This is a genomic window from Streptomyces sp. ISL-10 (assembly GCF_018614575.1).
Lineage (GTDB): Bacteria > Actinomycetota > Actinomycetes > Streptomycetales > Streptomycetaceae > Streptomyces.
Window position 1 is genome coordinate 238,557 of sequence record NZ_JAGGOJ010000011.1, and the last position, 19,979, is coordinate 258,535.

Sequence of the window (19,979 nt, forward strand, 5' to 3'; positions counted from 1 at the left end):
GCGCGAATCACCTGATCCCCGGGTCACAGTTGCGCTACCTGCCGGTAGATTCGAAGCTCCTCGAACGATCAACTCTGAAACTTGTTCTAGATTAGCGCGAACGATTACGCTCCGGCGAAACGCAGTGAGAAGGGGGCCGTGGGTGACCGCAGAGGCCATAGAGGTCGGCCCCCGTGCGGGCACGTCCGGTGACGGCGACTCCCCGCTGCGCATCGCGCTCCTGACCTACAAGGGGAACCCGTTCTGCGGCGGCCAGGGCGTCTACGTCCGCCATCTGTCGCGTGAGCTCGCCCGCCTCGGTCACCACGTCGAGGTCATCGGCGCCCAGCCCTACCCGGTCCTCGACGAGGGCGTGCCGCTCACCGAGCTGCCCAGCCTCGACCTGTACCGCCAGCCCGACCCGTTCCGGACGCCCGGGCGCGACGAGTTCCGCAACTGGATAGACGCCGTCGAGGTCGCCACCATGTGGACCGGCGGCTTCCCCGAGCCCCTGACCTTCTCCCTGCGCGCGCGCCGCCACCTGCGCGCCCGCCGTGGCGAGTTCGACGTCGTCCACGACAACCAGACGCTCGGCTACGGCCTCCTCGGCGACCTCGGGGCCCCGCTCGTCACCACGATCCACCACCCGATCACCGTCGACCGGCAGCTGGACCTGGACGCCGCCGCCGACTTCAAGCGCCGCGCCTCGGTACGCCGCTGGTACGCCTTCACCCGCATGCAGAAGCGCGTCGCACGGCGGCTGCCGTCCGTTCTCACCGTCTCGGGCTCCTCACGGCAGGAGATCACCGACCACCTCGGCGTACACAGCGACCGGATCCATGTCGTCCACATCGGCGCCGACACCGACCTGTTCTCGCCGAATCCCGCGGTCGCCGAGGTGCCCGGCCGGATCGTCACCACCTCCAGCGCCGACGTGCCCCTCAAGGGACTCGTCCACCTCGTCGAGGCCCTGGCGAAACTCCGCACGGAGAACGAGGACGCCCACCTCGTCGTCGTCGGCAAGCGCGCCGAGGACGGCCCGGTCGCCCAGCTGATCGAGCGCTACGGACTGAAGGACGCCATCCGGTTCGTCAAGGGCATCACGGATGCCGAACTCGTGGACCTGGTGCGCAGCGCCCAGATCGCCTGCGTGCCGTCCCTGTACGAGGGCTTCTCGCTGCCCGCCGCCGAGGCCATGGCCACCGGCACCCCGCTCGTCGCCACCACGGGCGGTGCGATCCCCGAGGTCGCGGGCCCCGACGGCGAGACGTGCCTGGCCGTCCCGCCCGGCGACGCCGAGGCCCTGGCCGCCGCGCTGCGCCGCCTCCTCGGCGACCCGGACCTGCGCGCCCGGCTCGGTGCGTCCGGCCGAGCCCGGGTGCTCGCCCGGTTCACCTGGAAGCAGGCCGCGATCGGCACGGCCGAGCGCTACCGGGAGGCCATCGCGGCGTCCCCGGCCCCCGTCCGTACCCGTACCTCCTGATCCCCCCGCACCCCCAGCTCCGCCCCCAGGAAGGCAGACCCCCGTGCTGACCGTCGACTTCTCCCGCTTTCCGCTCGCCCCGGGCGACCGCGTGCTCGACCTGGGCTGTGGCGCAGGCCGGCACGCGTTCGAGTGCTACCGGCGCGGTGCGCAGGTCGTGGCCCTGGACCAGAACGGCGAGGAGATCCGCGAGGTCGCCAAGTGGTTCGCCGCGATGAAGGAGGCGGGCGAGGCCCCCGAGGGCGCCACCGCCACCGCGATGGAGGGCGACGCGCTCAACCTGCCGTTCCCCGACGAGTCGTTCGACGTCGTCATCATCTCCGAGGTGATGGAGCACATCCCCGACGACAAGGGCGTGCTCGCCGAGATGGTCCGGGTCCTGCGGCCCGGCGGCCGGATCGCCGTCACCGTGCCGCGCTACGGCCCGGAGAAGATCTGCTGGGCGCTCAGTGACGCGTACCACGAGGTCGAGGGCGGGCACATCCGCATCTACAAGGCCGATGAACTGCTCGCCAGAATGCGGGAGGCGGGCCTCAAGCCGTACGGCACCCACCACGCGCACGCGCTGCACTCGCCGTACTGGTGGCTCAAGTGTGCCTTCGGCGTGGACAACGACAAGGCGCTGCCCGTGCGGGCGTACCACAAGCTGCTGGTCTGGGACATCATGAAGAAGCCGCTCGCGACCCGGCTCGCGGAGCAGCTGCTCAACCCGGTCGTCGGCAAGAGCTTCGTGGCGTACGCGACCAAGCCGCACCAGCCCAAGGTCGAGGCGTGACGACCTCGCGGAGGACCGAGCACCTCGTCCTGCCCGGGGTCCTGACCGAGGAGCAGGCCGCGGAGACCGTCGCCGGCATCCTCGCCGTACAGCGTGAGGACGGGGCGATCCCGTGGTTCCGGGGCCACCACCTGGACCCCTGGGACCACACCGAGGCCGCGATGGCGCTGGACGCGGCGGGCGAGCACGAGGCGGCGGCCCGTGCCTACGCCTGGCTGGCCCGCCACCAGAACGGCGACGGCTCCTGGTACGCCGCCTACCACGACGGCGACGCGGGCGCCGTGACCGACCGGGGCCGCGAGAGCAACTTCTGCGCGTACCTCGCGGTCGGCGTCTGGCACCACTATCTGAGCACGGGGGACGAGGCGTTCCTCGACCGCATGTGGCCGGTGGTGTTCGCCGCGGTCGAGTTCGTGCTCGGACTGCAGCAGCAGGGCGGCCAGATCGGCTGGAAGCGGGAAGTGGACGGCACGGCGGTGAACGACGCGCTGCTGACCGGCAGTTCGTCGATCCACCACGCGCTGCGCTGCGCCCTCGCCATCGCGGAGGAGCTGGAGGAGCCGCAGCCGGACTGGGAACTCGCGGCCGGCGCGCTGGCCCACGCCATCCGCCACCACCCCGAGCGCTTCCTCGACAAGGACCGCTACTCGATGGACTGGTACTACCCGATCCTCGGCGGAGCGGTCACCGGCGCGGAGGCCAAGGCCCGCATCGACGCCCGCTGGGACGACTTCGTGGTGCCCGGCCTCGGCGTGCGCTGCGTCCTGCCGAACCCGTGGGTGACGGGCGGCGAGAGCTGCGAACTGGCGCTGGCGCTGTGGGCGATGGGCGAGTCCGACCGCGCGCTGGAGATCCTCCAGTCCGTCCAGCACCTGCGTGCCGAGGGCGGCATGTACTGGACGGGCTACGTCTTCGAGGGCGAGCGCGCGATGTGGCCGGAGGAACTGACCACGTGGACGGCGGGCTCACTGCTGCTGGCGGTGGCCGCGCTCGGGGGCGACGAGGCGACGACGGCGGTGTTCGGCGGTGAGCGCCTGCCGAGGGGATTGGCGGGGGACTGCTGCGGGTTGCTGTGACCGGGGGTTTGTCCCCCGCCCCGCCCCATCCCTGAACTGGGGCTCCGCCCCAGGCCCCCGCACCGCGCTCCGCGCGGTGTCCTCAAGCGCCGGACGGGCTGATTTCGCTCCGCGAAATCAGCCCCCGGGGGCACCTCCCGCGGCCGCCAGGCCGTAGGGGGAGTTCGGGGCATGGGGCTTGGGGCGGAGCCCCAACGGGCGCTTCGCGCGAACCCGGGGAAGGGCGGGGAGGGGAAAACGCCCCCGCAAGGGGCTACCGCTAGCGCCGCCGCAGCGCCCCCGCCACCGCGTGGCCGATGAACAGGTACACCACCGCCGCCAGGCCGTAGCCCGTCACCACCCTCGCCCATTCCTTGTCGAAGGTGAACAGGTCGTGCGACCAGCCGGCCAGCCACCGTGCCGCCCCGCGGACGAACTCCACGAGGTCGTTCGCGCGGTTGGCCTCCAGCAGGTACATCAGGATCCACAGGCCGATGACGATGGCCACGACGTCCGCGACGACGACAACGATGCGCGCCGCCGCTGCGGTGTTTCTCGCGAGTGTTGTCATGACGAGCGTCTTGCCGTTTGTGCATGCGTGAAACCCGTTCGGGGCCGCCGGTGGCCGCGGGTCCGTGTCCCGGCTCGGTGCGTGAGCTAGGCGTTCAGCTCCGCGAGCACCCGCAGCGTCCGGCGGTCGGGGGCCGTCACCAGCAGGTCCGTCACCGGCCCCTTGCGCCACAGCTCCAGCCGTTCCGCGATCCGTTCCCGCGGTCCGACGAGTGAGATCTCGTCCGCGAAGGTGTCCGGCACGGCCAGGACCGCCTCCTCGCGGCGCCCCGCGAGGAACAGTTCCTGCACTCGGCGGGCCTCCTCCTCGAAGCCCATCCGTGCCATCAGGTCCGCGTGGAAGTTACGGGCCGCGTGCCCCATGCCGCCGATGTAGAACCCGAGCATCGCCTTCACGGGCAGCAGCCCCTCGGCGACGTCGTCGCAGACGCGAGCCCGTGCCATCGGCGCGACGGTGAAGCCCTCGGGCAGGCCGGTGAGCGACGCCTCGTACACGTTCGTGCGCAGCGGCGACCAGTACAGCGGCAGCCAGCCGTCGGCGATGCGGGTCGTCTGCGCGATGTTCTTCGGCCCCTCCGCGCCCAGCAGCACCGGCAGGTCGGCACGCAGCGGATGCGTGATCGGCTTCAGGGGCTTGCCCGTGCCCGTGCCGTCCGGCCCTGCGTACGGATGGGAGTGGAACCGCCCCGCCAGCTCCACGGGCCCTTCACGGGCGAGGACTTGGCGGACGACGTCCACATATTCGCGCGTCGCGGTCAGCGGGCTCGCCGGGAACGGGCGTCCGTACCAGCCCTCCACCACCTGCGGCCCCGACAGGCCGAGCCCCAGCATCATCCGCCCGCCGGACAGGTGGTCGAGGGTCAGCGCGTGCATCGCCGTCGCCGTCGGGCTGCGCGCGGCCATCTGCACGACGGCCGTGCCCAGCCGGATACGGGAGGTGTGTGCGGCGATCCAGGTGAGCGGCGTGAACGCGTCCGACCCCCACGCCTCGGCCGTCCACACGGAGTCGTATCCCAGCCGCTCGGCCTCCCGGGCCAGTTCGAGATCGGCCGGGTCGGGGCAGCGGCCCCAGTAGCCGAGGGCGAGTCCCAGTCGCATGGCGGCCCTCCTTCCTTCCCCACACGGCATTCTGACGGGACGTCAGGGTACGGGCAGCGGCCCCCCGCCCGGAAGGGCGAGGGGCCGCTGGGGGCTTGCGTGACGTCAGCCGCGCTGGATGCCGGAGGTGTCCTGGAGGACACCGCGACGGCCGTCCTGGGTCTGGGCCACCAGGGCCGGACCGCGCTGCTCGACCGCCAAGTACCAGGTTCCAGGTGCCAGTTCGGCGATCGGGGTAGGCGAACCGTCCTCGCCGTACAGCGGCCGGGCGACGGGCACGGCGAACCAGAACGGCGCGAAGTCGGACGGCGCACCGCCCTGCGAGGCATCCGCCGGGCCGGGGGCCGGGGCGGCGTGCGGGCCGGGCTGGGCGGCCTGCGGCGCGCCCGCGTGGGCACCGTACGGCTGCGGCTGACCGGGCTGCCCGCCGTAGGGCTGCTGCTGGGCGCCCGGGTAGCCGTAACCACCCTGCGGCTGCATGCCGTACGGCTGCGGGGCCGCGGGGCGGGGAGCGCCGAGGAGGGGGGCCTTGAAGGCCGGGACGAGCAGGGTGCAGACGGCACCGGCGGCGAGGACGAGCGCGGCGATGAAGCCGAGGATGAGCCCGGTGCCGGAGTCGGGGCTGAACCCGTCGGCGTTGAGCGGGCCCGCCGGGTCGAAGATCGCGCCGAGCGCGGACCAGGCGGTGAAGAGCGTCAGGGCGACGCCGAGCTGGCCGAGGTCGAGGCCGATGACCTTCGGGGGCTGCGGGAGCGCACGGGAGAGCACGATCAGAGCCGCGCCGATGATGCCGGCGAGGTAGAAGCCCAGGAGCAGGGATCCGTTGTCCCAGGCGGTCGGCACGTCGTCGCATTGACTGCCGGAGCAGTCGAACGTGCCGAGGAACGAGGCGATGAACAGCAACACCGCTGCTCCGATCACCACGCCATCGCCTCGAGTGAGGGAGCGGATGTTCACGTGTCAGTCCTTTGTAGGTCGTCTCATCGGGGCGGTCGTCGCAGCCGCCCGGTCGGGCGGGCGGGCGCACGGACGCGGAGCTCGGGGGTGACTCCCCATCGTAGAGGCGAATCTATCGTCCAGTGGTTCCGGCCGTCCTCCCGGTATCGCACTTTGCGTGCTCACTGCCGGAGGTAGCTGCCGATCCCGTCGGCCATTCCCTGGGCCGCCTTCTGACGCCAGCCCGGGCTGGTCAGCAGAGCGGCGTCCTCGGCGTCCTGCATATTGCCGCATTCGATGAACACCTTGGGAACGGTGGACAGGTTGAGCCCGCCGAGATCCTTGCGCACATCAAGTCCCGTACCGCCGCCCACATAGTTGGAAGGGGCACTTCCGGTCCTGCGCAGGAAGTGGCCGGCGATGCGTTCACCCAGGTCACGTGACGGTCCGACGATCTTCGACGTGTCCGCGGCGCCGCCCTTGACGAGTGCGGGCAGGATCACATGGAATCCGCGGTTGCCGGTCGCCGATCCGTCCGCGTGCACCGAGATCACCGCGTCCGCTTCGGCTTCGTTGCCGAATCGTGCTCGTTCATCGATGCAGGGACCGAACGGACGGTCGTTCTCGTGGGTGAATGTGACCGTTGCGCCCTGCTCTTCGAGCAGAGTGCGAAGACGTCGTGAAACATCGAGGGTGAAATCGGCCTCGCGGTATCCGCTACGGGTCGCCGTGCCCGTCGTGTCGCATTCCTTACGGTTCGTTCCGATGTTCACGAGCTTGTTGATCTCGCTCGGGTGGCGGAAGTTGCCGGGGTTGTGCCCGGGATCGACGACGATCACCTTCCCGGCGAGCGGCCCCTTGGCCCCGGGTCGCTCGGCAGGCGCGGAGCGCGTGGCCGACGTGGTGGGCGAGGGGGAGGCGGCCGGGCCCTCGTCGCCGGGCTTGCCCGCGGCCTGCTCCGTGGACGCCTGCCCCGTGGACGCCGGCGTCGAGGCCGCCGCAGGCCCGGGCGCGGCGCTCCCGCCTGCGCCCTGCCAGATCAGCCAACCGGCGAGGCCCACGGGCACGAGCGCGGCGGCGGCGACGAGACCGCGCCGGGAGCGGCGCGGTCCGGTGTGCGGGTGCTGGTTCTCGTCGAAGTACGACACGGTCGCGATGCTAGGCCCTTTTCTTCGGGACCGGCGCTGCCGACCGCCCGGGACTCAGACGCCCGCGCCCGTTCGGCGCAGCACCCGCAGCGACCCCGTCGCCGAGACCTCGGTGAACGCGCCCGACGCCAGCGCCCGCAGGTAGACGCGGTACGGGGCCTGCCCGGTGAATTCGTCCACCGGCTCGGGGAAGACGTCGTGGATCAGCAGCAGTCCGCCCTCGGCGACATGCGGCGCCCAGCCCTCGTAGTCGTTGCTCGCGTGCTCGTCCGTGTGGCCGCCGTCGATGAAGACCAGGCCGACCTCGCCGCCCCACACCTTCGCCGCCTGCGGCGACCGGCCGACGATCGCGATCACATGATCCTCCAGGCCCGCGCGGTGCAGCGTGCGGCGGAAGGTGGGCAGCGTGTCCATCAGCCCCACCTCCGGGTCCACCACCTCCGGGTCGTGGTAGTCCCAGCCCGGCTGCTGCTCCTCGCTGCCCCGGTGGTGGTCCACGGTCACCGCCACCGTCCCGGCCTCGCGGGCCGCGTCGGCGAACAGGATCGTCGAACGCCCGCAGTACGTGCCCACTTCGAGCAGCGGCAGCCCGAGCGCCCCCGCCTCCACGGCGGCCGCGTACAGGGCGAGACCCTCGTCCACGGGCATGAAGCCCTTTGCGTCCTCGAAGGCGGCGAGGATCTCCGGCTTGGGGGTGGCGGGCGGCATGCGGTCCTCCGGGCGGGGCGTGCAGGTGGGAGGCCATGGTGCCCTACGGACGGGTAACTGCCCTGATCGAGGTCCTTTACGTGATTCACGTCACCTGCGGCGCGCTGCTTACGCTCGGCTACGAGACGTTCACGAACGGGGGCGGTCGCCTTGTACCAGATGCGCAATCTCGACCCCAGTGCATCGCCGCTGGACTACTAACGGTGCCGAACTGCGACGTCGGCGAGAAGCAACAGGCATGAACCAGGCGCAGTTGGGCTCGTGCATCTTCGTCACGGGCTCCCTGGTCGGCCAGATCGAGACGGCGAAGAAGGTCCCGACCCGGGACTTCAGCGAACGGGTGGACGCGGCGCTGGGCACGGACGGGATGTTCTCCCGGCTGGTGGGCCTGGTGCTGCACAGCCAACTGCCGCACTGGTTATCTGTTGGAGCCGCGCGTGTTCACCACCACCCCGCCGCCTTCGCGGCGTTCGTCGCCGCGGCGGCCGTGGGCCGGCTCTGACCCGTCCCCCGGACCAGCGAGGCCGGCGCGTACCATCGGTGCGTTTGCTCTGACTTGGCGGGTTCGCAAGGGGGAAAGTCATGGCCGGGGGAAGGCGAAAGCGCCTGCGCGTCATAGCAGGGGTGGCGGCCGGGGCGGTGTTCGCAGCCGGGATCGGGCTGTGGGCCACGGACAGCGGGCCGTTCCGGGACGCCTACTGCTGGGGCGCGTGGCAGCAGAACAGCGGCCCGCACCTGCTCGGCGACGAGGCCGTGGACGAGTCGGGTGCCGAGCGGCGCGGCACCGAGTCCGCGCCGCCGTCCGCCGGGCGGCCGCAGGGGACGTGCACCGTCGAGGTGGCGTCGGACGACGACGAGGACAAGGTCACGGTGACCTACGGCCCTCTCCCCGCCGCCGCGGACAAGCGTCAGGAGTGGATCACCCACTACCTGCACGGCTCCGTCTCCTTCCTGCCCGACGGCCTCGACGGCCTCGTCGGCGGGGACCGGGGCATGCTCGTCCTGCCCGAGGCGTGCGACGTGGACGGCAGGCCGTCCGTCGTGACGATGCACAACGAGAACTGGAGCGAGGGCCGCGAGGGCCGGGTCAGCGGACCCGTCACCACGATCGGCACCCGCGCCGAGGTCGCCGAACTGCTGCTGGCGGTCGCCGACACCGGGATGCGTGCTGCGGGGTGTGCCCCGAAGGAGCCGCTGCGCGCCACCTCGCCCATGGCGACCGTCGCCGAGGAAAGAGAGGACGCGGACAACCCCGTCTGCCGCATTCCCGGCGTGGTCTTCGAACTGCCGGAGCGGTCGAGGTACCGGCAGCAGGTCGGTGTCGTGAGCGACCGGCTCCAGACGTGCTCCGTGGGGTGGCTGAGCGAGGGCTTCGACGAGGAACCGGCCGCGCAGTACGTGATGGCGTCGGCACCCCGGCTGGCGGCCCTGTTCACGGGCCTTCCCGAGGGGCCTGACAAGGGGCTCGTACGGGTCGACTGCCAGGGAGGCGAGACCGTCTTCTACGGCATCACCCGCCTCGGGCTGACCGGCGCCGCGAAGCCCAGTGCGGAGCGGGTGTTCACGAACTTCGTCGACTCCGTCGGCAAGCGCATCGGATGCAAGGCGGACGGAGGCAAGGCATGACGACGACCGAAGAGACGCCGGAGCAGGAGACCACGTCCCCTTCCGGGCCCCGGCCCTCCCTGTGGCGCCGGCTCCTGCGCAGCCGTACGGCCAGGGCCGTCACCGCCTCCGCTGTGGCCGGTGCCCTCCTGGGCGCGGGCGTCGTGGCCTGGCGCACGGACACGCTTCCGTTGCTGAAGGCGGACGCCTGCTGGGACTCGCTCGACGAGCCGACCCTCTCCGCGCTGTTCGGAGACCGCCGGATCGAGGCCGAGGAGCAGGAGCTGCGGCGCGATCCCAGGGTCGCCTCGCTGTCGTACGGGCAGTGCCGCGTCACCAGCTTCGGCAAGCGCGGCATGGCGCACAGGCAGGCCGTCGTGCGCGTCCACCACCTCGACGGGGAGGACGGCACCGACGCGCGGCAGTGGCCCGCGGAGTACCTGTCGAGCCGGATGGTCGCCCTCGGCGACGGCCTGCCGGGGATGGTGTCCCCGAACCGTGCCTGGCTCGCCGTGCCGCAGCAGTGCACGGGGCGTCCCGGGGACGGTGAGGCCTCGCTCGTCGTCGATGTGGCCCTCGGGGAGCACGACTTCGACACGGAGGGCCCGCACGACCGGGAGGACCGTGAGGCACTGGCGCGCACCGTGGTGGCCGCGACCAACGCCGTCATACGCGACCTGGGCTGCACCGGCGCCTACCGAGCGCCCCGCGACCTCGCGCCGATCCCGGAGCGGGTGGACATGGGGGCCGACGCCTTCTGTGGAGTCAAGGGGCTCACGGTGCCCGCCGCGTCCCGCGAGCACCTGCGGCGGGCCCGCATCGGCGGGGGCGCGGACGGCCCCGCCCGTACCTGCGAGATCGGCGGCACCTACCCGAACACCGCGGTGCGGATGACGACCGTCGTCGATCCAGGTCTGACCGAGATCTTCGGGGAGGAACTGCTGTACGGCGGGACGCGCTTCGGGACCGAGGACAAGGACTACGGGGCGGCCGGTCCGAGGCGTGCGGTGTACCGGGCGCACTGCCAGACGGGGCCCGTGGTCTTCCTGGCCGAGCAGCTCGAAGCCATGGACGGCGGCAGGAACTTCCTTGCCGACGTCATGCCGGGCTACGTCGCGGCCGAGGCGCGGCGCATCGGCTGCGGTCGGGTGACGATCGAGTTGCCGCGCGCCTGACCTCGGCAGACGTGGGTCCGTGGAGGTAGGACCAACTCGTCGCGCGGGCGCGGGCGACGGGAGTGTCCGCATGGTCTACACGGCTCGCCCATACGGCCTCATCCGCGCGGTTCGAGCACACGCGAGCCGATCACGGCACTTAGCATCGGCCGCGGCGATCATCAGCGCCGCGGCGATCCCGGACGTCCTGAGCGGGCATCGATCGCCGGCTTCATTAGGAGCAATCGCACACACGTCGGTGCGGTGCACTGCAGGAGGTCTGCATGTCGGGTATCGCGGTATGGGCGGCGTCGGGGCGGGGAAGCACGGGTCGAAGTCACAGCAGCCGTAAGCGCTCGTGGTGGGTGCTGGTGCGGTCCTGGGTGGCGGGAGTGGCGGTCCTCGCGGGCCTGACCGTCCCACTGGCCGTGCCCACGCCGGCCGCCGCGCAAACCGGAACGTTCGCCTACGTCGCCAACCGCGGTTCGGACACGGTGTCGGTGATCGACGACGCCACGAACACGGTCGTCGACACCATCACCGTCGGCGACAGCCCGGAAGGGGTGGTGCTCACCCCGGACAACGCTCGCGCCTACGTCTCCAACTCCGGCGACGACACCGTGTCGGTGATCGACACCGCCACCAACACCGTCATCACCACCATCCCGGTCCCCGACGGCCCCCACACGCTGGCGGCCAGCCCGGACGGCGCCCGCGTCTACGTCACCAACTTCTTCGGGGCCACCGTGTCGGTGATCGACACCGCCACCAACACCGTCATCGACACCATCACCGTAGGCGACGGCCCCACCGGGGTGGTGGTCACCCCGAACAACGCCCGTGTCTACGTCGCCAATTTCAATGACGACACCGTGTCGGTGATCGACACCGCCACCAACACCGTCATCGACACCATCACCGTAGGCATCGACCCGGAGGGGGTGGCGGTCACCCCGGACGGCGCCCGCGTCTACGTCACCAACAACGGCAGTGACACGGTGTCCGTGATCGACACCGCTACCAACACGGTCATCACCACCATCCCGGTCGGCGACGCCCCGGGCTTGCTGGCGGTCACCCCGGACGGCGCCCGCGTCTACGTCGCCAACTCCGGCGACGACACCGTGTCGGTGATCTCGACCGCCACCAACACGGTCATCACCACCATCCCGGTCGGCGACGCCCCGGAGGGGGTGGCGGTCACCCCGGACGGCGCCCGCGTCTACGTCACCAACGCCAACGCGGCCTCGGTGTCAGTGATCTCGACGGCCACCAACACCGTCGTCGCCACCATTCCCGTGGGCACCGACCCGCAGAGTGTGGCGATCGGGGGAGAAGAGCGGACCCCGACCAGGCTGACCCTGAAGCTGGAAAAGAAGAAGGACAAGGGCAAGGACACCCTGGAAGGCGCCGGGGGTGGGAAGGGCCACACGCTGAAGGCCAAGCTGACCGCCGAGGGCCTGCCCCTCGAAGGCAGGACCATCGACTTCACCACCGACTCCATCCTGCTGTGCACCGAGACGACCGACAGCAGAGGCAAGGCCACCTGCAAGCTCTCGCGCCAGAAGGACAGCGACACCTGCTACACCGCCACCTTCGCCGGCGACGACGCGTACGAGCCCTCCTCCGCCACCGTCTGCCGGAATGACCACGACGACAACTCCGAAGAGCTCGACCTGAGCAACTTCAGTGACCTGGCCCAGGCCGCCATGGCCTCGGCGGGCTCGCACGGCTGAGACCACCGCTGCCGGTTCACCTGACCGGTGCACCGATCGGGAGCCCTCTCCAGCACTCGCGAGGAGGGGGCTCCTGTCGCTTCCTGCCACTCACCATCGATCCGATGCGCCGTCATGGGGACCCATGGACACCGGAACGGCCGCCAGGGTGGCAGATGTGTCGTACGCAGGCCCCGATTTCGATCGAGGGCTGCGGCCATGACACGCATGGTCCACCCCGCATCGAAGACCCAGAGCCCCTCCTGCCCCCGGACGTAGGACCAACGGCGAGGTGACACGTACATCGCTGTCCGGTGTACGGGCCGCATGCCGCCTGCGACCATGACACCCATGGTCCACGCCCGCTCGCGCACACAGACGTCCGCACCGTCGCCCGCCACCGCCCGGTCACCACGCACCTGGGCGGTGATTCTCGCCGCCTGCGCCGGGCAGTTCCTCGTCGTGCTCGACGTCTCCGTGGTCAATGTCGCGCTGCCGTCGATGCGCGCCGACCTCGGGCTGAGCGCGACCGGGCTGCAGTGGGTGCTCAACGCGTACTCGATCGCCTTCGCCGGCTTCATGCTCCTGGGCGGCCGGGCGGCCGACCTCTTCGGCCGCAAGCGGATGTTCCTCGTCGGGCTCGGCCTGTTCACGGCCGCGTCGCTGGCGGGCGGACTCGCGCAGGAGGGCTGGCAGCTGCTCGCCGCGCGCGGCGTGCAGGGCCTCGGCGCGGCCGTCCTGGCACCGGCGACGCTCACGCTCGTCACCGCGGCCGTCCCGCCCGGCCCCGCCCGTACGCGGGCCATCGGCACCTGGTCGGCCGTCGGTGCGGCGGGCGGCGCGGCCGGCGGCCTCGTCGGCGGCGTCCTCACCGACCTGCTCTCCTGGCGCTGGGTGCTCCTGATCAACGTGCCGGTCGGCGTACTGGTCCTGGCCTGCGCGCTGGTGTGGCTGAGCGAGAGCCGCGTCGGCGAGGACCGCCGCCTCGACCTGCCGGGCGCGGTCCTGGTCACGGGCGGACTCGCGGCCGTCGCGTACGGCATCGTGCAGACCGAGGAGTCGGGGTGGGCCGCGAGCGGGACGCTGTTGCCCCTGCTCGGTGGACTCGCGCTGCTGGGCCTCTTCGTGGCCGTCGAGGCGCGGACGGCGGCACCGCTGATGCCGCTCAAGGTCTTCCGGTCGCGCGCCGTCTCGGCCGCCAACGTGGCGATGACGGTCACCGGTTCGGTGTCGTTCGCCATGTGGTTCTTCATGACCGTCTACGCGCAGAACGTTCTCGGCTACACGCCGTTGGAGGCCGGACTCGCCCTGATCCCCAGCTCGTTGAGCATCGTCATCGGCTCCAAGCTGGCCCCGCGCCTGATGGTGCGCGCGGGCGCACGGAACGTCGCGGTCATCGGTGCGCTGATCGCCGCCACCGGCTTCGGCTGGCAGTCGACGATGGGCACGGGCGGCTCGTACCTGACGACCATCGCGCTGCCGGGCGTTCTGATGATGACCGGCATCGGTCTCCTCTCGACCCCCCTCGCCTCCCTCGCCACCTCGGGAGCGGCAGCCGGCGACGCCGGTCTCGTCTCCGGCCTGGTCAACACCTCCCGCACGATGGGTGGCGCGCTCGGCCTCGCGATCCTCTCCACCGCCGCGGCCTCCCGCACGGGCGGCGCGACCACGGCCGAGGCGCTCACCTCCGGCTACGCGCTGGCCTTCCGCACCGGCACCGGGATCCTGCTGGGTTCAGTGGTCCTGATGCTGCTGTGGCTGCCGCGCCCGGAGGCGGAGAAGCCCCTGACGCCTCCCGGGACCGGACGGGTGTGAGGATCCACCCGGTGCACCGGGTGAAAGGGGTAGAGCACGCGGTCGACAGGGGCGGGGAAGCCCCGAAGGGGGAGACACGGCGTCTCTGGTGGAGTTGCCGGTGTCCGGCGCGGGGGAGACGGCGGATGCCGCGACGTCCGACGTGATCAGGGTCGAGATCGAGAAGACCCCGGACGGGCTGGTCAAGGTCGCCCGGCCCGGCCACGTGGTGGCGCGCGCCTCGCAGTCGCTGGGCGACATGGTGGCCGGGATCCGGCCGGTCGCGCAGAGCTTCGTCGACAGCTCCCGCGGCATGGCCCACGCACCCGACGAGATCGGCGTCGAGTTCGGGCTGTCCCTGTCTCTGTTGGCCGAGGCTGATGTCGTCATCTCCCGCACCGCTGCACAGGCCGACTTCAAGGTCTCGCTCACCTGGTACCGGCCCTGCGGCGACGCGGACACCGGCACCGGCACCGCGGGCCCGTCGGCGTTTCCGGCCTCGTGACGGGCTTACCGCCACACCTGACGGAGGGCACCGGGCCGAAGGCTCTGGACGCGGCCGTCCTGCGGATACGCGACGAGCGCGGCGACTCCATCGCCTCGGCTTCCTCGTCTCCGACGAACTGGCCCTCACCTGCGCGCACGTCGTCCCGGAGTCGCGCTCCTACGAGTTCGGCGGCCGGCGCGGCGCCGGCATGGAACCGCACGCATTCCTGGACGTCTCGAAGGACGGCCGAACCGTGAACCACGTGGCCTCCGGCGGCATGGGTGGTCCCCTCGCCTTCGACGCCACCGCGTGGCAGCGCGAGTTGTGCGACGTCATCGGCCACCGCGAGTTCACCGCCGACGAGGCGAGCAGTCTGCCCGTGCACGTACCGGAGAGAAGGGTGTGCCCCGAGCCCTGGGAGGCGTGCCGGCATGCGTGGCGGCGTCGTGTCGGTCAGGCGTGGCGGCGTCGTGGGTCGGTCACGGCCGGCCCTGCACGGCGGCCCCGGGGGCACGTCCCGTCACGGCCGGCCCTGCTCGGCGGCTGCGGCCAGCACCGGATCGATCACCGTCTCCCCGGTCAGCGCCCGGCGGATCGCCTGCGCCAGGTCCTCCACCGGGCCGTCCTTCACCAGGAGTCCCGCCGCCCCGGCCTCCAGGGCCCCGCGCAGAAGCCCGGGCCGGCCGAACGTCGTGAGGATCAGCACCCGGCAGTCCGGCACCTCCTTGCGCAGCTCCGCCGCCGCGTCGACGCCGCTGAGGCCGGACAGTTCGCTGTCGAGCAGCGCCACGTCGGGCCGCCGGGTCAGCGCCGCGTCCACGATCTCGTCACCGCGGCCGACCTGGGCCACCACTTCGATGTCGTCCTCCATGCCGAGGAGCAGCGCCAGCGCGCCGCGCGTCGTGCTCCGGTCCTCGGCGATGAGCACGCGTACGGACTTGGCGGGTCTGTGATCCCGCGGCATCTCGTCCACGGCGTCAAGCCTATGTCCGGCCGCCCCGGACCGCCTGTCGTGGCGGTCCGCCCCGGGGACGCACGGGCGAGGCGCTGCCAGTGACCGGGTGAACCAGCTATCTGACATGGCGTCAGGCATCTTCCCAATGCCCAGGGGCTGCGTTATACATAGGCCCATCGGCCTAGAACGCGTTCTAGAACCGTCTGGGCCCCGTCCGGGCGACCTCGGTGCGGCCGACGGTGCGGAAGGCCGTGCCGAGGTCTTCGCATCACTCGAGGAGCAGCAGCCCCATGCCCATTGACCCCGCCAGGGCCCTCGCCGCGGAACCCCGCTCGACCACCATCCAGTGGGACCACAGGGACATCCAGCTCTACCACCTCGGTATCGGTGCGGGCGTCCCCGCCACCGACCCCGACGAGCTGCGCTACACCCTCGAATCCCGGCTCCACGTCCTGCCGAGCTTCGCGACCGTCGCGGGCGCGGGCATGGGCGTCGTCGGCGCACTGTCCGCGCCCGGCATCGACGTCGACCTCGCCGCCGTCCTGCACGGCGGCCAGCGCATCGCCCTGCACCGACCCGTCCCCGTACGCGGCACGGCGAGGTCCACCTCACGCGTCGCCGCCGTGTACGACAAGGGCAAGGCCGCGGTCCTCCTCCTGCGCACCGAGGCGGCCGACGACGACGGGCCGCTGTGGACCAGCGACGCGCAGATCTTCGTCCGCGGCGAAGGCGGATTCGGCGGCGAACGCGGCCCGTCCGAGCGCCTCGTCGTCCCCGACCGCGCGCCCGACCGTACGGTCGAACGCGAGATCCGCGAGGACCAGGCGCTGCTCTACCGGCTCTCCGGCGACTGGAACCCGCTGCACGCCGACCCCGAGTTCGCCAAGCTCGCCGGCTTCGAGCGGCCCATCCTGCACGGGCTGTGCTCGTACGGCATGACGCTCAAGACCGTCGTCGACACGCTCCTGGACGGCGACGTCACCCGGGTCCGCGCGTACGGCACCCGCTTCGCCGGAGTCGTCTTCCCCCGCGAGACCCTGCGGATCCGGATGTGGCGGCGCGACGGCGGCGTCCAGGCGACGGTGACGGCGGTGGAGCGGGACGACGCCCCGGTGCTCGCCGACACGCTCGTGGAGACCACCGGCCCGTAGGCCACCGCCGATAGGCCGCCGGCCCGTGGACCGCCGGCCCGTAGCCCCCGCACCCAGAGACCTCCTGAAGGGATCGCCATGCGCGCAGCCGTACTGCACGAGATCGGTCAGGACAAACTCGAAGTCCTCGATGACGTCGAGGCGGTGGGCTTCGGCCCGGGCAAGGTGAGGATCCGGGTCTGGGCCACGGGGCTGTGCCACTCGGACGTCTCCGCGATGAGTGGCGTACTGCCGCAGCCCGCGCCCTTCGTCCCCGGCCACGAAGGCGCCGGCGAGATCATCGACGTTGGGGACGGGGTGACCGGCCTGGCGCAGGGCGACCGCGTCCTGCTGTGCTGGCTGCCCGCCTGCGGGACCTGCCCGGCCTGCCGGCGTGCCCAGCCGCATCTGTGCCTGGCCGGGCTCATGAACGCCGGCACGCCCAACTTCGCGCGCCCCAGCGGCGACGTCTTCGGCTTCGCCGGCACCGGGACGTTCACCGAAGAGGTCGTCGTGGACGCGGGCTGCGCCGTGCCCATCCCCGACGACGTGCCCTTCGACATCGCCGCACTCATCGGCTGCGGCGTCACGACCGGGCTCGGCGCCGCCATCAACACCGCCCAGGTGCAGGCCGGTTCGTCCGTGGCCGTCATCGGCTGCGGAGGCGTCGGGATCTCCGCCATCCAGGGAGCCCGGCTCCAGGGCGCGGCCCAGATCGTCGCCGTCGACCCGGTGGCCTCCCGGCGCGAGGCGGCCCTGCGGTTCGGCGCGACCGAGGCCGTACCGCCCGACGCACTCGCCGACGCCAGTCAGCGCATCACCGCGGGCGAGGGCTTCGACTACGTCTTCGAGGTCGTCGGCCGGTCGGCGACGGCACGGACCGCGTACGAGACGACCCGGCGCGGTGGCACGCTGTGCATCGTCGGCGCCGGCGCGATGGACGACCATCTGCAGCTCAACATGTTCGAGCTGTTCTTCGACGAGAAACGCATCCTGCCGTCCATGTACGGAGGCGGTGACGTACTGCGCTCCTACGAGCGGGCCATCGCGCTGTGGCGGGCGGGCAGGATCGACCTCCAGTCGTTGATCACACACCGGGTGCCGCTCGCGGGAATCAACGACGCCCTGGCGCAGATGCGCAGCGGTGAGGCCCTGCGCACCTGCATCGAAATCTGAGGAGGCCGCGATGACACTCCCGCTCACGGGCCTCACGGCCGTGGTCACCGGCGCGGGCCGGGGCCTCGGCCGCGCGGAGGCGCACGAACTGGCCCGGCTCGGCGCGGCCGTCGTCGTCAACGACTACGGGCAGCCGGGACGCGACGGCAGCGGCGAGGCGTCGGCCGCGCCCGCCGAATCCGTCGCCGCCGAGATCCGCGCGGCGGGCGGCCGGGCGATCGCCCACCTGGGCGACGTCGCCGACTTCGCGACGGCCCGCGGTCTGATCGACCTGGCCGCGGGGGAGTTCGGCAGACTCGACATCCTCGTCAACAACGCGGGCATCCTGCGCGACCGCATGATCTTCTCGATGACCGAGAACGAATGGGACGCGGTGGTCCACGTCCACCTCAAGGGCCACTTCAACACGACGCGCTTCGCCGCGGCACACTGGCGCGACCGAGCCAAGGCGACGGGCGCACCGGTGTACGGGCGGATCGTCAACACCTCATCGGAGGCGTTCCTCGCGGGCTCGGCGGGCCAGCCCAACTACGCGGCGGCCAAGGGCGGGATCGTCGGCCTGACGACGTCGACGGCGCTGGCGCTGGCGAAGTACGGGGTGACGGCCAACGCGATCTGCCCGAGGGCGAGGACGAGGATGACGCAGGACGTCTTCGCGGACCTGCCCGCGGACCCGTCGCCGGGCGTGGTCGACCCCCTGGCCCCGGAGCACGTGGCCCCTGTCGTGGGTTACCTCGCGTCCCCGTCGGCGTCGGCCGTCAACGGCCAGCTGCTGGTGGTGCACGGGGGGATGGTGGCGGTGATGGAGCGCCCCAGGGTGGCGGCGAAGTTCGACTCGGCGAAGGACATGTTCACGTTCGAGGAACTGGAGTCGACACTGGGCACCCACTTCGGCTCGCGGGCACCGGGCGAGACGTTCGCGTCGCGGGAAGTGCTGACACTGAAGCGCGACTAGGGCGTTGCCGGCCATGACGTTGTTGGCCGCGGCAGGTTGAGTCAACTCGGTGCGAGCGGGTTCAGCGTCGAGTCATGGTGGTAATGCGCCTGCGCAAACGACCGCCGCGAGGCCGACGGCGTGGAGATGCTGGATCTCCTGGAACCGTACGTCGGCCAGCGCCACCGCGCCGCCCGCCTGATCCTCCTCGGCGGCCCCAACCCCTCCCGGCCGCGCGCCGCGAATGCCCCCACGACATAGCCGCCCTGTGATCGCTGCCCCTGGAGGGGAGAACGCCGAAGGCCGGTCGGATTCCAACCGGCCTTCGGTGCGCGGGTACGTCAGCCGATGGCCATTTTGTTCTTCCAGCCGCCGCTGCTGTTGCCGACGATCTCGACTCCGCTGTGGCCCATCTCGCCGCGCGTGCCGGCGTAGAAGCGGACGGCACCGTCGGCCCGCAGTGTCCAGATGTCCGGGATGGAGTCGCCGTTGGCGTCGGGGGTGCCCATCAGCAGCCGGATGTTGCTGGAGGCCCAGCCGGATGCTCCGTACTGCTCGAGCATGTCCGGGACACTACAGAGGACGACGGGAGCACCACCCGCGTGTTGGCCCGTCATTTGACTGCGAGCGACAAGTCGTTCGTCGCCCGATAAAGGCGAGCAAGCTGCTGCCCGTGAAACCACCCGAGTAGCCGGTCAGGCACCGTGGGTGGGGTACTGGGTCCAGGCTCGGATGGATGAGTCGGGGCGAAGGTGGTCTTTGGTTCTAACGCGGGTGTTGCGCCAGCGGATGTAGGCGGCGATAGCAGAGTTCTGCTCGGCGTGGTGCCCAAGTGCGGACCTCGGCGTGCTTGTGCGGGGAGAAGTTGTCCAGCACCACATACAGCTTCTCCCCTGGCCAGCGGTCCCGCAGGGTATTGAGCAGGCCGAGGAACTCGCGCCACCGCTTGCGCTGGCGGATCCGGTAGTAGATCTTCCCGGTGGCCAGGTCCAGCGCGGCGAGCATGTGCATCACACCGCCGTACCGGTTGTAGATGGCCCGCAGCCTGCGTGGCCTACCAGCCGAACGCCACGCTCTGCCTTGCCAGTTCAGAGGGCCGGCATCCCGGCTGCGGATATTGCGCCGAGGGTAACGTCGTATGGGCGCTCGGTGGCGATGCTGCGCGAGTCGTATTCACTCACGCCTACCACGTGGTGGGCGAGGCAGGAAAGCGCAGGGCCGAGGTGAAGCCGGTCTGTGCGAAGTGTCAGGTGGATTATCCCAACGGGCACTTCTTC

General features: G+C 71.4%; 18 protein-coding genes and 3 pseudogenes. 13 read left to right on the forward strand and 8 right to left on the reverse strand.

Annotated features, from left to right (window positions below; all coding sequences use genetic code 11):
- Positions 1 to 142: 142 nt before the first annotated feature.
- From J7E88_RS13730 to J7E88_RS13740, 3 genes are read left to right on the forward strand one after another with little or no spacing between them, the layout of a single operon-like run.
- Positions 143 to 1,462, forward strand: a complete 1,320-nt coding sequence (locus tag J7E88_RS13730) for a glycosyltransferase family 4 protein (protein WP_215180614.1) — start codon at positions 143 to 145, stop codon at positions 1,460 to 1,462.
- 43 nt (positions 1,463 to 1,505) lie between these two features.
- Positions 1,506 to 2,237, forward strand: a complete 732-nt coding sequence (locus J7E88_RS13735; protein ID WP_215180616.1) for a class I SAM-dependent methyltransferase — start codon at positions 1,506 to 1,508, stop codon at positions 2,235 to 2,237.
- On the forward strand, positions 2,234 to 3,313 hold the full coding sequence (locus J7E88_RS13740) for a prenyltransferase (protein WP_215180618.1): 1,080 nt from the start codon (positions 2,234 to 2,236) through the stop codon (positions 3,311 to 3,313). Before J7E88_RS13735 ends, J7E88_RS13740 begins: the two co-directional genes overlap by 4 nt.
- 259 nt (positions 3,314 to 3,572) lie before the next feature.
- Here the strand turns inward: J7E88_RS13740 and J7E88_RS13745 are convergent, their stop codons facing one another.
- The 5 genes from J7E88_RS13745 to J7E88_RS13765 form a co-directional block, all read right to left on the reverse strand.
- Positions 3,573 to 3,863 carry a hypothetical protein gene (locus J7E88_RS13745; protein ID WP_215180620.1) on the reverse strand — a complete coding sequence of 97 codons (291 nt, stop codon included), beginning with the start codon at positions 3,861 to 3,863 and terminating at the stop codon, positions 3,573 to 3,575.
- Between the two features lie 86 nt (positions 3,864 to 3,949).
- Complete coding sequence (locus tag J7E88_RS13750) at positions 3,950 to 4,960, reverse strand: LLM class F420-dependent oxidoreductase (RefSeq protein WP_215180622.1); 1,011 nt, start codon at positions 4,958 to 4,960, stop codon at positions 3,950 to 3,952.
- A 105-nt stretch (positions 4,961 to 5,065) separates the two neighbouring features.
- Entirely contained in the window at positions 5,066 to 5,917 is an 852-nt protein-coding gene (locus J7E88_RS13755; RefSeq protein WP_215180624.1) for a hypothetical protein, read from the reverse strand.
- A 161-nt stretch (positions 5,918 to 6,078) separates the two neighbouring features.
- Positions 6,079 to 7,044, reverse strand: a complete 966-nt coding sequence (locus J7E88_RS13760) for an N-acetylmuramoyl-L-alanine amidase (protein ID WP_215180626.1) — start codon at positions 7,042 to 7,044, stop codon at positions 6,079 to 6,081.
- 54 nt (positions 7,045 to 7,098) lie between these two features.
- Positions 7,099 to 7,752, reverse strand: a complete 654-nt coding sequence (locus J7E88_RS13765) for a class I SAM-dependent methyltransferase (RefSeq protein WP_215180628.1) — start codon at positions 7,750 to 7,752, stop codon at positions 7,099 to 7,101.
- 159 nt (positions 7,753 to 7,911) lie between these two features.
- Between J7E88_RS13765 and J7E88_RS13770 the strand changes: the two are divergent.
- The 6 genes and pseudogenes from J7E88_RS13770 to J7E88_RS13795 all read left to right on the forward strand — a co-directional run.
- Positions 7,912 to 8,170: pseudogene (locus J7E88_RS13770) on the forward strand (helix-turn-helix domain-containing protein); the annotation flags it as partial.
- 164 nt (positions 8,171 to 8,334) lie between these two features.
- Positions 8,335 to 9,378, forward strand: a complete 1,044-nt coding sequence (locus J7E88_RS13775) for a hypothetical protein (RefSeq protein WP_215180630.1) — start codon at positions 8,335 to 8,337, stop codon at positions 9,376 to 9,378.
- Entirely contained in the window at positions 9,375 to 10,532 is a 1,158-nt protein-coding gene (locus J7E88_RS13780) for a hypothetical protein (protein WP_215180632.1), read from the forward strand. The genes J7E88_RS13775 and J7E88_RS13780 overlap by 4 nt, the downstream gene beginning before the upstream one ends.
- A gap of 263 nt (positions 10,533 to 10,795) precedes the next feature.
- Positions 10,796 to 12,247 carry a beta-propeller fold lactonase family protein gene (locus J7E88_RS13785; RefSeq protein ID WP_215180634.1) on the forward strand — a complete coding sequence of 484 codons (1,452 nt, stop codon included), beginning with the start codon at positions 10,796 to 10,798 and terminating at the stop codon, positions 12,245 to 12,247.
- Positions 12,248 to 12,577: 330 nt separating this feature from the next.
- Positions 12,578 to 14,041, forward strand: a complete 1,464-nt coding sequence (locus J7E88_RS13790; RefSeq protein ID WP_374196274.1) for an MFS transporter — start codon at positions 12,578 to 12,580, stop codon at positions 14,039 to 14,041.
- A gap of 100 nt (positions 14,042 to 14,141) precedes the next feature.
- Positions 14,142 to 14,525, forward strand: coding sequence for a CU044_2847 family protein (locus J7E88_RS13795; protein ID WP_308307494.1), 384 nt, complete (start codon positions 14,142 to 14,144; stop codon positions 14,523 to 14,525).
- A gap of 505 nt (positions 14,526 to 15,030) precedes the next feature.
- Here J7E88_RS13795 and J7E88_RS13800 read toward each other — a convergent pair.
- Positions 15,031 to 15,471, reverse strand: a pseudogene (locus tag J7E88_RS13800) (response regulator); the annotation flags it as partial.
- 281 nt (positions 15,472 to 15,752) lie between these two features.
- Here J7E88_RS13800 and J7E88_RS13805 point away from each other — a divergent pair.
- The 4 genes and pseudogenes from J7E88_RS13805 to J7E88_RS13820 all read left to right on the forward strand — a co-directional run.
- The gene (locus tag J7E88_RS13805) at positions 15,753 to 16,613 is read left to right on the forward strand and encodes a MaoC/PaaZ C-terminal domain-containing protein (protein ID WP_215180638.1); all 861 of its coding nucleotides are present in this window, start codon (positions 15,753 to 15,755) and stop codon (positions 16,611 to 16,613) included.
- A gap of 78 nt (positions 16,614 to 16,691) precedes the next feature.
- The gene (locus J7E88_RS13810; RefSeq protein WP_215180640.1) at positions 16,692 to 17,768 is read left to right on the forward strand and encodes a Zn-dependent alcohol dehydrogenase; all 1,077 of its coding nucleotides are present in this window, start codon (positions 16,692 to 16,694) and stop codon (positions 17,766 to 17,768) included.
- A 10-nt stretch (positions 17,769 to 17,778) separates the two neighbouring features.
- The gene (locus tag J7E88_RS13815; protein ID WP_215180642.1) at positions 17,779 to 18,723 is read left to right on the forward strand and encodes a 3-oxoacyl-ACP reductase; all 945 of its coding nucleotides are present in this window, start codon (positions 17,779 to 17,781) and stop codon (positions 18,721 to 18,723) included.
- Positions 18,724 to 18,828: 105 nt separating this feature from the next.
- A pseudogene (locus tag J7E88_RS13820) lies at positions 18,829 to 18,952 on the forward strand (DNA-3-methyladenine glycosylase 2 family protein); the annotation flags it as partial.
- 91 nt (positions 18,953 to 19,043) lie between these two features.
- Here J7E88_RS13820 and J7E88_RS13825 read toward each other — a convergent pair.
- Complete coding sequence (locus tag J7E88_RS13825) at positions 19,044 to 19,265, reverse strand: hypothetical protein (RefSeq protein WP_215180643.1); 222 nt, start codon at positions 19,263 to 19,265, stop codon at positions 19,044 to 19,046.
- Between the two features lie 202 nt (positions 19,266 to 19,467).
- Positions 19,468 to 19,875 (reverse strand): transposase, encoded by a 408-nt coding sequence (locus J7E88_RS13830; protein WP_215181504.1) that lies wholly within the window; start codon positions 19,873 to 19,875, stop codon positions 19,468 to 19,470.
- Positions 19,876 to 19,979 lie beyond the last annotated feature (104 nt).

Excerpts from the sequence above, each read along its gene's own strand:
- J7E88_RS13745 (WP_215180620.1), bottom strand. The coding sequence starts at position 3,863 with ATGACAACACTCGCGAGAAACACCGCAGCGGCGGCGCGCATCGTTGTC.
- J7E88_RS13750 (WP_215180622.1), bottom strand. The coding sequence starts at position 4,960 with ATGCGACTGGGACTCGCCCTCGGCTACTGGGGCCGCTGCCCCGACCCG.
- J7E88_RS13765 (WP_215180628.1), bottom strand. The coding sequence starts at position 7,752 with ATGCCGCCCGCCACCCCCAAGCCGGAGATCCTCGCCGCCTTCGAGGAC.
- J7E88_RS13775 (WP_215180630.1), top strand. The coding sequence starts at position 8,335 with ATGGCCGGGGGAAGGCGAAAGCGCCTGCGCGTCATAGCAGGGGTGGCG.
- J7E88_RS13780 (WP_215180632.1), top strand. The coding sequence starts at position 9,375 with ATGACGACGACCGAAGAGACGCCGGAGCAGGAGACCACGTCCCCTTCC.
- J7E88_RS13785 (WP_215180634.1), top strand. The coding sequence starts at position 10,796 with ATGTCGGGTATCGCGGTATGGGCGGCGTCGGGGCGGGGAAGCACGGGT.
- J7E88_RS13790 (WP_374196274.1), top strand. The coding sequence starts at position 12,578 with ATGGTCCACGCCCGCTCGCGCACACAGACGTCCGCACCGTCGCCCGCC.
- J7E88_RS13805 (WP_215180638.1), top strand. The coding sequence starts at position 15,753 with ATGCCCATTGACCCCGCCAGGGCCCTCGCCGCGGAACCCCGCTCGACC.
- J7E88_RS13810 (WP_215180640.1), top strand. The coding sequence starts at position 16,692 with ATGCGCGCAGCCGTACTGCACGAGATCGGTCAGGACAAACTCGAAGTC.
- J7E88_RS13815 (WP_215180642.1), top strand. The coding sequence starts at position 17,779 with ATGACACTCCCGCTCACGGGCCTCACGGCCGTGGTCACCGGCGCGGGC.
- J7E88_RS13825 (WP_215180643.1), bottom strand. The coding sequence starts at position 19,265 with ATGCTCGAGCAGTACGGAGCATCCGGCTGGGCCTCCAGCAACATCCGG.